This window comes from Pantoea sp. X-Soil-ISGK-355, from assembly GCF_059730805.1.
This window is the reverse complement of record NZ_AP035971.1, coordinates 3,577,453-3,592,809: the sequence shown is the minus strand read 5'-3', so window position 1 is coordinate 3,592,809 and position 15,357 is coordinate 3,577,453. Positions and strand designations below refer to the sequence as shown.

At 54.3% G+C, this 15,357-nt stretch carries 14 protein-coding genes and 3 tRNA genes; 10 read left to right on the top strand and 7 right to left on the bottom strand.

The features are described from left to right. Positions 1-210: 210 nt before the first annotated feature. From aaeX to AC6I8J_RS16430, 5 genes are all read left to right on the top strand, one after another. The gene (aaeX, locus tag AC6I8J_RS16450) at positions 211-414 is read left to right on the top strand and encodes a p-hydroxybenzoic acid efflux pump operon protein AaeX (RefSeq protein ID WP_003855277.1); all 204 of its coding nucleotides are present in this window, start codon (positions 211-213) and stop codon (positions 412-414) included. A gap of 7 nt (positions 415-421) precedes the next feature. Further along, positions 422-1,354, top strand: a complete 933-nt coding sequence (gene aaeA / locus AC6I8J_RS16445) for a p-hydroxybenzoic acid efflux pump subunit AaeA (RefSeq protein WP_010256061.1) — start codon at positions 422-424, stop codon at positions 1,352-1,354. A gap of 9 nt (positions 1,355-1,363) precedes the next feature. Beyond that, the gene (aaeB, locus tag AC6I8J_RS16440; protein ID WP_161735988.1) at positions 1,364-3,316 is read left to right on the top strand and encodes a p-hydroxybenzoic acid efflux pump subunit AaeB; all 1,953 of its coding nucleotides are present in this window, start codon (positions 1,364-1,366) and stop codon (positions 3,314-3,316) included. A 113-nt stretch (positions 3,317-3,429) separates the two neighbouring features. After that, on the top strand, positions 3,430-4,881 hold the full coding sequence (locus tag AC6I8J_RS16435; protein WP_497825579.1) for an NAD-dependent succinate-semialdehyde dehydrogenase: 1,452 nt from the start codon (positions 3,430-3,432) through the stop codon (positions 4,879-4,881). 54 nt (positions 4,882-4,935) lie between these two features. After that, complete coding sequence (locus AC6I8J_RS16430) at positions 4,936-5,205, top strand: barstar family protein (protein ID WP_033734738.1); 270 nt, start codon at positions 4,936-4,938, stop codon at positions 5,203-5,205. 65 nt (positions 5,206-5,270) lie between these two features. Here AC6I8J_RS16430 and yhcN (AC6I8J_RS16425) read toward each other — a convergent pair whose 3' ends face one another. From yhcN (AC6I8J_RS16425) to argR, 4 genes are all read right to left on the bottom strand, one after another. Further along, positions 5,271-5,534 carry a peroxide/acid stress response protein YhcN gene (yhcN, locus tag AC6I8J_RS16425; RefSeq protein ID WP_161735990.1) on the bottom strand — a complete coding sequence of 88 codons (264 nt, stop codon included), beginning with the start codon at positions 5,532-5,534 and terminating at the stop codon, positions 5,271-5,273. A 93-nt stretch (positions 5,535-5,627) separates the two neighbouring features. Next, complete coding sequence (locus AC6I8J_RS16420; protein WP_161735991.1) at positions 5,628-5,894, bottom strand: YdgH/BhsA/McbA-like domain containing protein; 267 nt, start codon at positions 5,892-5,894, stop codon at positions 5,628-5,630. An 83-nt stretch (positions 5,895-5,977) separates the two neighbouring features. After that, positions 5,978-6,241 carry a peroxide/acid stress response protein YhcN gene (gene yhcN, locus AC6I8J_RS16415; protein ID WP_098052264.1) on the bottom strand — a complete coding sequence of 88 codons (264 nt, stop codon included), beginning with the start codon at positions 6,239-6,241 and terminating at the stop codon, positions 5,978-5,980. A gap of 474 nt (positions 6,242-6,715) precedes the next feature. Then, the gene (gene argR / locus AC6I8J_RS16410; RefSeq protein ID WP_013359192.1) at positions 6,716-7,186 is read right to left on the bottom strand and encodes a transcriptional regulator ArgR; all 471 of its coding nucleotides are present in this window, start codon (positions 7,184-7,186) and stop codon (positions 6,716-6,718) included. Positions 7,187-7,626: 440 nt separating this feature from the next. On the opposite strand from argR, the gene mdh reads away from it, so the two are divergent. After that, on the top strand, positions 7,627-8,565 hold the full coding sequence (mdh, locus tag AC6I8J_RS16405) for a malate dehydrogenase (protein ID WP_161734944.1): 939 nt from the start codon (positions 7,627-7,629) through the stop codon (positions 8,563-8,565). A 48-nt stretch (positions 8,566-8,613) separates the two neighbouring features. Here mdh and mscM read toward each other — a convergent pair whose 3' ends face one another. The 3 genes from mscM to rsgA all read right to left on the bottom strand — a co-directional run bounded on the left by mscM (position 8,614) and on the right by rsgA (position 14,077). Continuing rightward, a complete protein-coding gene (gene mscM / locus AC6I8J_RS16400) occupies positions 8,614-11,943 on the bottom strand; it encodes a miniconductance mechanosensitive channel MscM (RefSeq protein WP_161734941.1) in 3,330 nt (1,109 codons plus the stop codon). Positions 11,944-11,957: 14 nt separating this feature from the next. Next, a complete protein-coding gene (gene asd, locus AC6I8J_RS16395; protein ID WP_161734938.1) occupies positions 11,958-12,857 on the bottom strand; it encodes an archaetidylserine decarboxylase in 900 nt (299 codons plus the stop codon). A 170-nt stretch (positions 12,858-13,027) separates the two neighbouring features. Beyond that, positions 13,028-14,077: a small ribosomal subunit biogenesis GTPase RsgA gene (gene rsgA / locus AC6I8J_RS16390; protein WP_161734935.1), complete on the bottom strand. Its 1,050-nt coding sequence runs from the start codon at positions 14,075-14,077 to the stop codon at positions 13,028-13,030. Positions 14,078-14,178: 101 nt separating this feature from the next. Between rsgA and orn the strand changes: the two genes are divergently transcribed. From orn to AC6I8J_RS16370, 4 genes are all read left to right on the top strand, one after another. Further along, a complete protein-coding gene (gene orn, locus AC6I8J_RS16385) occupies positions 14,179-14,727 on the top strand; it encodes an oligoribonuclease (protein WP_003855299.1) in 549 nt (182 codons plus the stop codon). Positions 14,728-14,881: 154 nt separating this feature from the next. Next, positions 14,882-14,957, top strand: a tRNA-Gly gene (locus AC6I8J_RS16380). A gap of 30 nt (positions 14,958-14,987) precedes the next feature. Further along, positions 14,988-15,063 (top strand) — tRNA-Gly (locus tag AC6I8J_RS16375). 25 nt (positions 15,064-15,088) lie between these two features. Further along, positions 15,089-15,164 (top strand) — tRNA-Gly (locus tag AC6I8J_RS16370). Positions 15,165-15,357: the final 193 nt, after the last annotated feature.

Below are 15,357 nucleotides of genomic sequence, written 5' to 3'. Positions count from 1 at the left end.
ATTTAGATCACATTCAGTAGAAAACGTATAGTCAGGCGCGTTATTATAAGCGCGCCGGGGTATTTCCCGGTGATTCTTCATTGCCTGATACCCTTCGATGATACGCTATTATTAAGCCAGCTGCGGTTCGGATAACGCTGCCAGAGGGGTTTCCTGCGACATCTGAAAAGGCAACGAAGTATCCCGGCAAGGTCGAACTAAGGATTTGTGATGAGTGTGCTTCCGGTATTTGTCATGTTTGGGCTCTCTTTTCCGCCCGTTTTCATCGAATTGATTATTTCACTGATGCTGTTCTGGTTAGTGAAACGCGTGCTGACGCCGAGCGGCATCTACGATCTTGTCTGGCATCCGGCACTTTTTAATACAGCGCTTTACTGCTGTGTGTTTTACCTTGTCTCCCGTTTATTAGTCTGAGGTTGAAGTGAAAGCACTCATAAGAAAAATCGCGCGCTACGCGATCACTATTCTGCTGGTCATCATCGCAGTGGTTATCATCTTCCGCGCCTGGGTGTTCTATACCGAATCACCCTGGACCCGTGATGCACGTTTTGCGGCTGACGTGGTGGCGATTTCGCCTGACGTCACTGGCCTGATTACTGAGGTTCCGGTACATGACAACCAGCTGGTGAAGAAGGGCGATACACTGTTTGTGGTTGACCGCCCTCGCTATCAGAAGGCACTCGATCAGGCACAGGCGGATGTTGAATATTACCAGGCCCTGGTGAGTGAAAAACGTCGCGAAGCCGGCCGCCGCAACCAGCTTGGCACCTCTGCGATGTCGCGCGAGGCGATCGAACAATCCAATAACGACCTGCAAACCAGTGAGCATCAGCTGGCAAAATCGGTGGCGACGCGCGATCTGGCGAAGATCGATCTTGAGCGCACCACCGTGAAAGCACCCTCCGATGGCTGGGTCACCAACCTCAACGTCTACCAGGGCGAATTTATTACCCGGGGTTCTGTGGCGGTGGCGCTGGTTCAGCAGCACTCTTTCTATGTGCTGGCTTACCTGGAAGAGACCAAACTTCACGGCGTGGAGAAGGGCTTCCGCGCGGAAGTGACTCCACTTGGCAGCAACATCGTGTTGCGTGGCACCGTGGACAGCGTCGCGGCGGGTGTCACCAACAGCAGCAGCTCGGTCGACAGTAAAGGCATGGCAACGGTAGATTCCAATCTGGAGTGGGTCCGTCTGGCGCAGCGTGTGCCGGTGCGCATCCGGCTTGATCAGCAGCCCGGCAATCGCTTCCCGGCGGGCACAACAGCGACAGTGGTGATCACCGGTCAGGCCGATCGTCAGCCTGAACAGGTTTCACCGATGGTCCGACTGTTTAATCGCCTGCGTGAGTTTGGTTAAGAGGGCGATATGATCGAGTTCCTGCGGTTCCCGGTAAAGCTCACCTTTGCGCTGGTGTTAGCGCTGATGGTGGGTTTTCACTTTAACCTTGAAACGCCGCGCTGGGCGGTGATGACCGCCGGGATCGTGGCAGGTGGTACGGCATTTGCGGCAGGCGGCGATCCCTATTCCGGGGCACTACGCTATCGCGGTGTTTTGCGTATTATCGGGACATTTATTGGCTGTATCGCCGCGCTGACCATCATGATTGCCACCGTGCGTGCACCGGTCGTGATGCTGCTGCTGTGCTGCATCTGGGCAGGACTCTGCGTCTGGCTCTCTTCGCTAATTAAAGTCGAGAACTCCTACGCACTGGGTCTGGCCGGCTACACCGCGCTGATTATTGTAGTAACGGCGAACGCCAGCGGCGGTCTGACGCTGGTGCCCCAATATGCGGTAGAGCGCTGCAGTGAAATCGTACTCGGTATTCTTTGCGCTATTCTGGCCGACATGATTTTCTCACCCCGTTCGATTAAAAAAGTGATCGACGCGGAAGTTGATTCGCTGCTGGTGGCCCACTACCAGCTGCTGCAACTCTGCGTCGCACACGGTGATAAGGAAGAGGTCGACAAAGCCTGGAGCGCGCTGGTGCGGCGCACCACGGCGCTGAATAGCATGCGCAGCCAGCTGATGATGGAGTCATCACGCTGGAAGAACAGCAACCGCCGCTTGCAGATGCTCAATACCCTGTCACTGACGCTGATAACGCAGGCTGCCGAAACCTTCCTCATTCAGAATTCCCGCCCGGACTACATTCCGCCCCAGTATCGGTTGATGGTTGAAAAACCGGCCTCGACGGTTGAAGAGGTGCATAAGCGGATGAAAGTGATGCGCCGGGTGATTGGTGCCAGCGGCAAATCAACGCCGGTCACGCTGGCCAGCTGGGTAGGCACTGCTACCGAATATCTGTTGCTGCTGAAAGGAATCAAAAGTAATAGCCGGATCACCTCGCTGGAAGAGGAGATTCTGCAGCGCGAAGTGGTGATTCAGGCGCGTTCGGCTGAAACACATCATGCGATGATTAACGGCATCCGCACCTTCGTTGCAACCGCATTGGGTTCACTGTTCTGGCTCTATACGGGCTGGACCTCTGGCAGTGGCTGTATGGTAATGCTGGCCGTAATTACCGCGCTGGCGATGCGTATGCCTAACCCGCTGATGATGGCCAAGGATTTTCTCTACGGCATGACGGTCGCGGTTCCGCTGGGGGCGCTCTATTTTATGTATGTTCTGCCCGCGACACAGCAGAGCGCACTACTGCTTTGCATCGCTATCGGCATACTGGGTTTTATCGGCGGCATCTTTATTCAGCGGCGTCAGCTCGGCACGCTGGGCGCGTTGATTGGTACGCTCAACGTGCTGGTTCTCGATAATCCGATGGAATTTCACATTAACGTCTTCCTCGATAATGTGCTCGGTCAGGTTATCGGCTGCTTTGTCGCGATGATGGTCATTCTGCTGATTCGGGATAAATCGAAGGCGCGCACCGGCCGCAAACTGCTGAACCGCTTTATGTATGCAGCGGTCTCGGCCATGACAACCAATCAGGCGCGTCGGCGTGAAAATCATCTGCCAGCGCTCTATCAGCAACTGTTTTTGCTGCTGAACCTGTTTCCGGGTGATATCAATAAATATCGCATCGCTCTGACGCTGATCATCGGTCATCAGCGATTACGCGACGCAGAAGTGCCAGTTAATGCCGATCTCTCTGCGTATCACCGACAGCTGCGTTACACCGCCGATCGGGTGATCTCCGCCAGCAGCGACGACAAGCGCCGTTACTACTTTGAACGTCTGCTTAAAGAGCTGGATGTCTATCAGGAAAAACTGGTCCATTACGAGGCACCCGTCAGCGTAACGGAACCGGTCAAACGACTGGCGACGATGCTGGATAAGTACCAGAACACACTCATCCAAATCTGAATCTGGCCGCTGCGACCTGCAGCGGCCAGTGCAATCCCCACCCATCACAAAATCTGTCGCTTTTGCCAACTATACTCTCCAGACGGAAGAGCAAAACTGACAGGAGCGAATCAATGAAATCACTGCAAGAGAACGAACTGTTCCGGACCGGCTATTTAGCGGACGGTCAGTGGCATCAGGCGGCGTCCACGTTTGACGTGACTAATCCGGCAACCGGCGAGGTGATTGCGCAGGTGGCAAAAGCCGGTAAGGCGGAAACGGAACAGGCTATCGCCGCAGCGGAACGTGCCTTTCCCGCCTGGCGGGCGCAGACCGCAAAAGCGCGCGCTGAAATTCTCAATCGCTGGTACCAGCTGATCATTGAGAACAAGCGCTGGCTGGGACAACTGATGACCACTGAACAGGGCAAACCCCTGAAAGAGGCCGAAGGAGAAGTGGAGTACGCCGCCAGCTTTATTCAGTGGTTCGCCGAGCAGGCGAAACGGGCGAACGGCGAGATCATTCCGCCCGCAAAACCCGGATCCCGCATTCTGGCGACCCGCGAACCGATTGGCGTAGTGGCTGCCATTACGCCGTGGAATTTCCCGATGGCGATGCTGACCCGCAAACTGGGGCCCGCGCTTGCTGCGGGCTGCACCGGCATCATTAAACCTGCTAATAACACGCCACTCTCTGCTTTTGCCCTGCTGGCACTGGCGAAGCAGGCGGGCGTGCCGGATGGCGTGCTGAATGCGGTGGCGGGTGATACTCATGCTATCAGCGATGCGATCATGGCCAGCAAAGCGGTGCGTAAAATCTCGTTCACCGGCTCAACGCAGGTGGGCAAGCTGCTGATGCGTAATGCCGCCGAAACCATGAAGAAAGTGTCGATGGAACTGGGAGGCAATGCGCCGTACATCGTATTCGACGATGCCGACCTTGATGCCGCCATACAGGGTGCCATTGCCAACAAATTCCGTAATGCGGGTCAGGTGTGCGTCAGTGTTAACCGCTTCTATATTCATAACGCTGTCTATGATGCGTTTACTGAGCAGCTGGCAGCCGAAGTCAGCAAGCTCAAAGTCGGTAATGGCATGGATGAAGGCGTGATTGTCGGACCATTGATTGAAGCGTCGGCGGTGGAAAAAGTTGAGCAGCACGTTAAAGACGCGGTAGCAAAAGGCGGCAAACTACTGGCAGGTGGTGAGCGCCATGCGCTGGGTGGCAACTTCTGGCAGCCTACGGTCATTACCGAGGCGCATGAAGGCATGCAGCTTGCGCAGGAAGAGACCTTTGGTCCGGTGGCTGCCTGTTTCCGCTTTGATGATGAAGATGACGTCATCCGCCGCGCTAATGATACGCCATTCGGCCTTGCTGCTTACTTTTATACCCAGAATCTGCAACGGGTGTTTCGCGTTTCAGCGGCGCTGGAAAGCGGCATGATCGGCATTAACGAATGTGCCGTTTCCACCGAGCTGGCGCCGTTTGGTGGGGTGAAAGAGTCGGGTCTGGGCCGCGAAGGTTCGGTACTGGGTATGGAAGAGTATCTGGAGGTCAAAGCGCTGCACCTGGGCGGTTTGAGCTAACGGCATGAACGGGCGGCAGAGGTCGCCCGCAGACGGAGCATGGGAGCCGTCAGCATGAAAATCGAGCGTTTTGATTTTAATGAAATAGTCGACCAGGCCCATTTCTTTCGCCAGTTCAGCGAGCGATTTGCGCTGGAGGAGCGCCGCATCTGCGATCTGGATGGATTGTGGGATGTTGTGACAGGGGATCTGTTACCGATGCCGCTGGAGATTGAGTTTGTCAATCTGGGTAGAGGACAGCGACGGCGTTATGGCGCGCTGATTCTGTTATTTGATGAAGCGGAAGAGGAGCTGGAAGGCCGGCTGCACTTTAATGTCAGATAATACATCAGATGAAAAAAGGCCCCGGCGAGCGGGGCCAAAGGGTTCGTCATTAATCTGACGAGGAATTACTTATAAAGCTGTGCGGTGATGTGATAGTTATCACCGGTACGCGCCTCGATCACTTTATAGGCGCTGGCACCCTGCTCATCCGCTTTCTGTGAAAGCTCTGCGCGGTAATCCATCGGTGATCCCGCGGTTCCACTGATGGTCACGGTACCCGCAGGCTGCAGATTCTGCGCCTGATCGCCGGTTACCAGCTGTGCGGCAGAAGCGCCGAACGCAATAACGGAAAGCAGACTGACTGTAGCAATGGTTGTTTTGATATTCATGATTATCTCCTCATTACATTCAACAACCTGCGGTTACTCGTAAGGGCGGGTCGTCGATATTTGTTATGCGCCTTCAGACGTCATCACAGTTAATTATTTATAAAGCTCAGCGGTGACATGCCAGGTGTTGTCCTGGTTGTTTTCAATGATGCGATAGTGGCTTGCGCCCTGTGCATCTGCTTTCTCTGACAGCACCTGACGGATATGCGTCTGGTCGCCGTTACGTCCACCGATGCTGATGGTCTGATTCATGGGCTGCAAACCCTGCGCCTGTTCATTCGATACCAGGCTGGCGGCGCTGGCACCCACTGAGAACAGGGACGCCAGACTAAGAGCAGCAATTGCTAATTTAGTTTTCATGGTCAACTCTCCTGAAGATTTTGCTTCAGCTCTCCGGAGCGCAAAAAGGCGCGTCAGACAGAAAGCTGCTGGCATTATTGGGTTTAGTTATACAACGCGGCGGTAGCGTGATAATTGCCGTTGTTGTAAGCCTCGATCACGCGATAGGCTTTTGCGCCCTGCTGATCCGCTTTGTCACTGAGCTTCTGTTTGATATCCATCGGTGAACCCGCGACGCCGCTGACACTGATGGTGCCGACAGCCTGCAGATCCTGTGCCTGCGCGGCATCAATAGATTCTGCTGCTACTGCACCAAATGAGAGTGCAGAGAGAATGCTCAGGGTAGCGATGGTAGTTTTTACGTTCATAGATATTTCCTCGTCGTCTATTTTTATCTTTCTAGTTAGTGTGATTTGCATCACGAAAAGAAGTATAGAACTAATAACGATAGAAATTAATACCCGGCTAATAATGTTTTTTTGTGATTCTTTATCTTTATGCCTACTTTTAATAACTTAACGTTATAAAAACAGCATAAAAAATAGCCTTTAAGACGATTTTAATTACAAAAACAGTGAGATAGATCACTTTGACGTTTAGTGCGAAACTATGAAGCGTATTGGGCTGGAGTTTGATCTGGATCCGGGCAATGGTGCCGGATCAGTGATGTAAAGCAGTGTAAAATAGCGCAGAAGGTTAAGCAGAGTAAACGATCTGACCAAGAGTCAGGTGTATTGAATCAGGCTTATCAGTATTAAACAGCGGAGCAGTGTGACGCAAAACTATGGGCAGAGAGAACAAACTGACGACCTGGGGCAGGATAGCAGGCCGTCAGTCAGCGGTCAGAGTTCCTGTTCAAACAGGTTGAGGATCGCGCTGTGCAGCTGCTTAACCGTAAAGTCGCGCGCACGGGTAATAAAGATTGTGTCATCGCCAGCGATCGTGCCAAGAATCCCATGCGCTTTGCCCAGCGAATCCAGCATACGTGCAATCAGCTGTGCTGCGCCCGGACTGGTATGAATCACCACCAGCGCATCGTTGTAGTCGATATCCAGTACCAGGTTTTTTAACGGGCTGGTGGTGGTCGGCACGCCCAGTTCAGCGGGCAGGCAATAGACCATTTCCATCCTGGCATTACGGGTGCGTACTGCGCCAAACTTGGTCAGCATCCGCGAGACTTTGGACTGATTGATATTTTCAAAGCCCTCATCCTGAAGCGCCTGAACAATTTCGCCCTGGGAACTGAATTTTTCTTCTTTTAATAAGGCCTTGAAAGCCTTGATCAGATCGTCTTGTTTCGATGGGTTTCGCATAGGTTACCAATAAATAGAGAGAATAACCGCGCATCCGCCCGCGGCAGAGTGGTGATTATGCATTTAAATGCATTTTTATGCAATCGGTCGATTGGTGAGCAGAGTTCGGGCGGCTAGCGGGCGGCGATAATAGCAAATAAATTCGCTCAGACCAAAACCCCCGTCACAGCCCCGAAAGGCGAAGGTTGCAAAGTTGTTATATTATTGGTGGTGTAGTATCAAAAGTAGTAACAGAAAACGCACACAGCCGTTCTCTGTCTGACGACGGCAAAGTTGTCGGTCATTCAGGCGCAATGATAAGTAACTTTTGAATCCGGCGAGCAAGTGTGAAAACACGTAGAATTAACAGCGGATATTTATCATCGCCTGAGCAGTTGATTAAGGTCTGACACAGATAGAATTTCGGCCCATCTCTGCCCCACCTTAATAAGGAGTTAAGAATGAAAGTTGCCGTTCTCGGTGCCGCTGGCGGCATAGGCCAGGCGCTCGCACTTCTGCTCAAAACCCAGCTTCCCGCAGGTTCAGAACTCTCACTGTATGACATTGCGCCGGTTACGCCTGGCGTTGCCGTTGATCTCAGCCATATTCCTACTGCTGTAGCTATTGAAGGTTTTAGTGGAGAAGACGCCACGCCTGCCTTACAGGGTGCCGATGTGGTACTGATTTCTGCTGGCGTCGCACGTAAACCCGGTATGGATCGCGCGGACCTGTTTAATGTAAACGCAGGCATTGTTCGTAACCTGATTGAGCAGGTTGCCACCACGGCCCCTAAAGCGCTGATTGGCGTGATTACCAATCCGGTCAATACCACTGTTGCTATCGCGGCAGAAGTGCTGAAAAAGCACGGCGTTTACGACAAAAACCGTCTGTTCGGTGTAACCACGCTGGACATTATTCGTGCTAACACCTTTGTGGCCGCGCTGAAAGGTAAGCAGCCGGATCAGGTGGAAGTGCCGGTGATTGGCGGCCACTCTGGCGTAACCATTCTGCCGCTGCTGTCACAGGTCAAAGGCGTCAGCTTCAGCGATCAGGAAGTGGCTGATTTAACCAAACGCATTCAGAACGCCGGCACAGAAGTGGTGGAAGCTAAAGCGGGTGGCGGATCGGCCACGCTGTCGATGGGCCAGGCGGCTGCACGTTTCGGTTTATCACTGGTACGTGCGCTGAAGGGCGAGGCGAATGTTATAGAGTGTGCTTACGTGGAAGGCGAGGGCGAATATGCCCGCTTCTTCTCTCAGCCGCTGCTGCTCGGTAAAAACGGGATTGCTGAACGCAGACCAATTGGCACACTCAGCGCTTTCGAACAACAGGCGCTGTCAGGCATGCTCGATACGCTGAAGAAAGATATTGCTCAGGGTGAAGAGTTCGTTAAGCCGTAACTGACGGATCAGACTTGCAATAACGCCCGGCTTTGCCGGGCGTTTTCATTACAGGCCGCCAGATTTGAAGGCGCGGGCTGCGGGCGTACCGTTGCTGGCAGGGAGCTTCTTGCCCAGGGTTTCCATGCGCATCTGGAATGGTGGGAACGGCATTTCAATACCGTGTTGTTCAAATCCGAGCAGAATCAGCTGGTGCAGTTCATGACGCAGCGGCATACGGTGCCCCATCTCTGCAGCATGTACCCTGATCTCAAACAACTGAATCCCCTGCTGCAAATCGACGAGGAAGGCTTCCGGCTGTGGCGTATCAAGCACATAACTGCAGCGCTCAGCCGCCTGAACCAGAATGGTGGTTACCTGTTCACTGCTGACTTTGGCCGGGGCCGGGATGGTGAGCACCACACGCGTTACGGAATCGGACAGCGACCAGTTAATAAACTGCTCGGTGATAAAGGCCTTGTTTGGCACGATGATCTCTTTGCGGTCCCAGTCGGTAATGGTGGTAGCACGCGTATTAATACGAGTGATGCTGCCGGTCAGGTCGCGGATCGTCACAGTATCGCCGATACGAATGGGCTTTTCGAACAGGATAATCAGACCGGAGATAAAGTTGGCAAAAATCTCCTGCAAACCAAACCCGAGTCCCACACCCAGTGCGGCCACCAGCCACTGTAGCTTCGACCATTCAATACCAATCATGGAGAAACCAATCAGCCCGCCAATCAACAGCAGCAGATATTTGGTCAGTGTGGTAATGGCGTAACCGGTACCCGGCGTCAGATTAAGATGCTGCAACAGTGCCAGCTCAAGCAGCGCGGGCATATTGCGCACCAGCTGAGTGGTGATGATAAACACCAGAATAGCAATCAGTACTGAACCAAGGGTGATTGGCTGAATCGACTCCACGCCCTGTACGGACGTACTGACATCCCACAGCTGAATATTCTCCAGGAAGCCGAAAGCCGAGTGAATTTCTGACCACAGCACGATCACCGAGACCAGGGCAATCAGCGTCAGGATAGAACGCACCAGCCGCAGCGACTGCGCACTGATCGCATCGAGATCAATCACCGGTTCTTCGATTTCAATCGCGTCGGTATTCAGCGCGCTTTGCTCTTTCTCTTCTTCACTACGCGCCCGGTTAGCCAGCATATCGGCACGGCGCTGACGGGCGCGGTCAAAACCAAGACGGCGACGCTGAATCAGCATCCAGCGCCGGATAATGTGATAGATAACCAGCAGCAGGAACCAGATGGCGACTGAGGTTTCCAGTCGCGCCAGCAGCGCCTGCGCGGTCGCCAGATATCCCACTGCGGAGGCGAGGGCAGCCATCAGCGGCATGGCGATCATCAGGTTCCACAGCATCCGGTTCACCATATTCTCGCCATTCCCCTCTTTATCGAGATAGAGCGGAATACCGGATCGCTTCAGGCTTACCGTAACAATGCTGATTGCTCCGCAGATCAGGATGAAACAGAGGCGACCCAGCGACGAGGAGAACTGCCGATCTTCCAGGTTGCCAAAGGCGATCAGCAGCATAATCAGCGGCACAATCAGGCCGATGCTCAGCGAGTAGTAGCGCATGGCGCGCGCTACCCGGTTCTGCGGCCAGCGGAAATGCACAATGAACAGACCATTCGGGCGGGCAAAGGCGGCACTGATCATAAATGCCCACAGCAGCGGCAGCGTGGCGGTAATGCCATCGCCAATCGCCACGGCGATAGGGTAGGGCCAGGCGTTCTGCAAGCCGTAACCCAGTGCGCCCCATAACACCGGCAGCGGCAGCGCCACCAGAATCGACCAGAACACGGTACGAATAGTCAGGCGGAAACGATCCTGGGTGACCTTGCCGACTTTGCTGGCAGAACGTTCAAGAAAGGCATTGAAGTGGCGGCGCGAACTGATGCTGAAACCGACCAGCAGCAGGGCACCAATAATCGGCAGCACCGAGTTGCGGCTGGTAAACATCATCGCCATGGCTTTGCCAAGCTGGCCCAGCGTATCCAGCGACAGCAGGCGGGAAAGATCTTTAGCCAGATCCAGCGGATAACTCAGACCGATCGGACTGACGTCAGCGGTCCAGAACAGATAGCGGTGCGTCGCGTCTTTGACTTCCGTCAGCGCATCCTGCAGCTGGGTGTTGCCGACCTTGAGCTTAGTGATCTCCAGGATCAGGGTGTCACAGCCGGAGATCAGGGAGTTGAGCAGTTCACGCTGGGTGCGTAGCTGCGCATCAAGAATACGCTTCTGTTCTGCAGTGAAGGGCTGACCATCTGCCTGCCGTCCTTTGCGCAGCGTCTCCTGACGCTCCAGCAGATCTTCGTAATAGAGACGCTGTACGCGAAGCTGTGCCATCTCATTATCAATCTGCTGAGACTTAGGCATCTCCGGCAGACGCGCGACCTGCGCCCGAAGCGCTTCGCCCAGCAGATTAGAGGCGCCCAGCCACTGCGACTGTTCTCTCAACGTAGAGAGCGCCTGACGGACCTGAATAATCTGGTTGGTGGCCAGCCGCTGCTGCGATGCCACCAGATCCATACGCTGCGCCTGCTGATTCAGCGCAACAGAGAGTTCGCGGTTAACCCGAAACTGATCGCTAATCGCCGGCGGCAGATCGCCGCTATTTTCCGCCAGTTGCTCGGTGCGGGCGAGAGCGACTTCCGCTTCACGTTGCCGCTGATCATTGAGCTGGTTGCGCAGTGCCTGCAGATAGTTATCAAGCTGCGTCGCTTTACGCTGGTGAACTTCAGCCCGCATCCGCGCCAGTTCCTGACGGTTATTGGCGGAGAGCTGGGCCAGCTCAAGTTCATCAACGAGCGCTTTATTTGCGGCGCTTTCCGCCTGGCGAGCGGCCAGTTGCAGCTGGCCCTGTGGTGAACTGGTGCTGACGCCCTGCAGCCGGCGTTCACTCTCCGTCATCGCCCGGCGCGCTTCAGTCTGCTGCTGCGGCAATTGCGACAACGAATCGCTGATTTCCCGCGCCCGATCCTGCTCCTGGCGTGCCTGACGACCCTCTTCCAGCAACTGGCTGCTGACCTGCAGAATCTCCTGATCCAGCTCGGCGCTGCTCATGTTGCTGCGTACGGTTTTTCCGCTGTCGCTTAGTGTGGCGATCTGCTGACGCAGTTCGCGCGCCAGACGCGGAAAGTCATCAATCACCTGCTGATATTGCGCCGCGCGCTCCAGCGAGTCATCGCGTTCGGAGAGGAAGTTTAAGGCAGCTTCAATCGTCTGGATCTGTTCCGCCTGGGATGGAGAACTTTTGGCCGATTTTATCTCTTCCAGCTGCTGTTTGAGCTGGCTGGCATCAGGAAGGCTGGCCGCGAAGGCCGGGCTGCTGAGCCACAGGCTCAGCAGCAGGAGGAGAATCGAACGCACAGAGGACACTCAATTTAGTCGATGATGACGTCGGAAATGTCTGTTGCAACCGGCAGCACAATCGCCAGCGGTTGACCCAGACGGGTTTTGCTTTCTGCTTCCAGACTTTCAGCCAGTTTGACGCGACCAGGCGCGAACAGGTTGATGACCGTCGAACCGAGTTTAAAGCGACCCATTTCCTGTCCTTTCAGCAGTACTACCGCACCTTCATCATCCGCTGCCGGATAGTGCCAGCGTTTGATCACACCTTCACGCGGTGGGGTGATGGTGCCCGCCCAGACGGTTTCAATGCTGCCGACAATCGTCGCCCCCACCAGAATCTGCACCATCGGTCCGATATCCGTTTCGAAATAGCAGATGACGCGCTCGTTACGGGCAAACAGATTGGGAATATTACGCGCGGTCAGCGGGTTGACTGAATAGAGATCGCCAGGCACATAAATCATCTCACGCAGGATACCGTTGCACGGCATATGCACGCGGTGATAATCGCGCGGAGCCAGATAGGTGGTGACGAACTCACCATCCACAAATTGAGCGGCCATCCGCTCATCTCCCGCCAGCAGAGCATCGATGGTGTAGTGATGACCTTTAGCCTGGAAAATCTGATCGCCATGAATATGGCCGAGCTGGCTGATAGCACCATCTGCGGGCAGGGCGATCAGGCTGGCATCGGCATCCACCGGACGCGCATCGTCTTTCAGCGGACGGACGAAAAAGTCATTAAACGTCCGATAACTGGCGGTATCGGGCTTGCGCGCCTCCGCCATGTCGACTTTGTAAAACCAGACAAAGATGTCAATGACCAGTTTGGTCAACCAACCACCGCGGCGACTGGCGCCCCAACCGGCAAGTTCAGTCAGCCATTTCTTCGGGAGAATATGATTCAAGCCGAGTTTTAAACGATCAAACACCTTAGCCTCCTGGCTATTTCAGGACATGGTAAAAAGGGGGCGGATTGTAGCAGTGCCCCGTTCAGATGGCGACTATACCTGATTTCCGGCACGCTGCACGGTCCGGACGCGTGATCGGAATCTGCTTCGCAAAATGCAGCGACTTATCCGCTCAGACGCGGTTATACCGATTAACTTTCACCCTCAGGGAAATTTTTACGCGTTTTTACCTGTGCCATGCTCTCCAGAATACGGTGGTAGTTATCGAAACGGGATCGGTTGATTTTTCCCTGTTCGACCGCTTCACGAATCGCACAGCCGGGATCGCTGCCATGTTTACAGTCACGGAATTTGCAAGAGCCCAGGAAAGGGCGGAATTCAACAAATCCTCGGGTAACCTGTTCCGGTTCCAGATGCCATAAACCAAACTCACGCACACCAGGAGAATCAATCACGTCGCCGCCGTGCGGGAAATGATACAGGCGCGATGCGGTTGTAGTGTGCTGGCCTAAGCCTGAGCCATCCGACACTTCTTTAGTGAGAATCGCGACCTGCTCTTCTTTATCGAAGCCGAGCAGGGCGTTCAGCAGGCTCGATTTGCCGACGCCAGACTGACCGGCAAAGATACTCACGCGGTCGGTTAAGGCCGCTTTCAGATCGTCCAGGCCATTTTTCGCCCGGCTGGAGACCATCACCACGCGATAGCCAATATCACGATAGATATCCATCTGCTGATCGACTAAGACGCGCGCTTCGTCATCCAGCAAATCGGTTTTGTTCAGGACCAGTAAGGGTTCAATGTCCAGCGTTTCGCTGGCCACCAGATAGCGATCGATGATGTTCAGTGACAGTTCCGGCAGGATTGCAGAGACGATGATGATCTGGTCGATATTCGCCGCCATCGGCTTCACGCCGTCATAAAAATCGGGGCGGGTTAATACGCTGGTGCGTTCGTGCACCGCTTCAACTATGCCTTTGCCGCCGCTGGTCGCCGGACGCCACAGCACGCGATCGCCTGTGACCAGCGAACGGATAGTCCGGCGGATATTGCAGCGGTGGGCGACGCCTGCACTATCTTCAACATCAGCATGCATGCCAAAACGACTGACAACGACCCCATCTGCAGCTTCACCAAACAGGTTGTCATCCGCTTCCGGACGCTCTTTGCGCTGGTTGAGACGGCGATCGTGGTTAGCGCTTACGCGGCGTTGTTGGCCCTTCGACAGTTTATTTTTACTCACTCACCCTCACAGCGTTAGCCAGATTTCGCCCGGCTGGGCAAAACGTCTATGATACACCTTATTCATCGTGAATGACGACTACCGCAACCGCAGGAAACAGCATGGCTACTGGAAATGAACAGAATCTGATCTGGATTGATCTTGAGATGACCGGACTGGATCCGACGCACGATCGTATTATTGAGATTGCGACCCTGGTGACGGACGCCAACCTGAACATTCTGGCGGAAGGGCCGGTCATGGCCGTCCATCAGTCCGATGCGCAGCTGGCGCTGATGGATGAGTGGAATGTCCGCACCCACACCAACAGTGGTCTGGTTGCGCGAGTGAAGGAAAGTCAGATTGACGATCGCGCAGCCGAACTGGCGACCATTGAATTCCTGAAACAGTGGGTGCCGGCTAACACGTCGCCAATCTGTGGCAACAGTATCGGGCAGGATCGCCGCTTCCTGTTTAAGTATATGCCTGAGCTGGAAGCGTACTTCCACTATCGTTATCTGGATGTCAGTACCCTGAAAGAGCTGGCTCGCCGCTGGAAACCGGAGATCCTGCCTGGCTTCAAAAAAGGCGGAACGCACCAGGCGCTGGATGATATCCGCGAGTCGGTGGCGGAGCTGGCCTACTACCGCGAACACTTTTTGCAGCTTTAATCGACGACGGGTGCGCATGAAATCACCAGGTTGCTGATTTAATCAGCAAACGCGCTGAAAGCGAAAAATTTTGCTTTCAGACGCTTGCAGCAGCAACGATTTCTCGTATAATGCGCACCCCGTACCGGTGAAGAATTTAGTATCGGTACAAAGCGCGGGAATAGCTCAGTTGGTAGAGCACGACCTTGCCAAGGTCGGGGTCGCGAGTTCGAGTCTCGTTTCCCGCTCCAGATTTTTAAAATGTAAGCAGTAACCTCTTTGCGGGAATAGCTCAGTTGGTAGAGCACGACCTTGCCAAGGTCGGGGTCGCGAGTTCGAGTCTCGTTTCCCGCTCCAGTTTTATAAAGCAGTACCCTTCTATGCGGGAATAGCTCAGTTGGTAGAGCACGACCTTGCCAAGGTCGGGGTCGCGAGTTCGAGTCTCGTTTCCCGCTCCAGATTTTACATCACCCCCTGTTTCAGTTCGTTATATGGCTGTTTTTGGTCGCGTGATTTTAGTTGTCTCCTGAAGGTTATCCACAGCACCACCCCCCATCTTTCATGCCTGTCAGGGCGATCTGTAAATATCTTCTGAACAGAGTTATCCACAGCTTTATGATTTAACCGCAGCGGTAGTCTCATTATTAAATA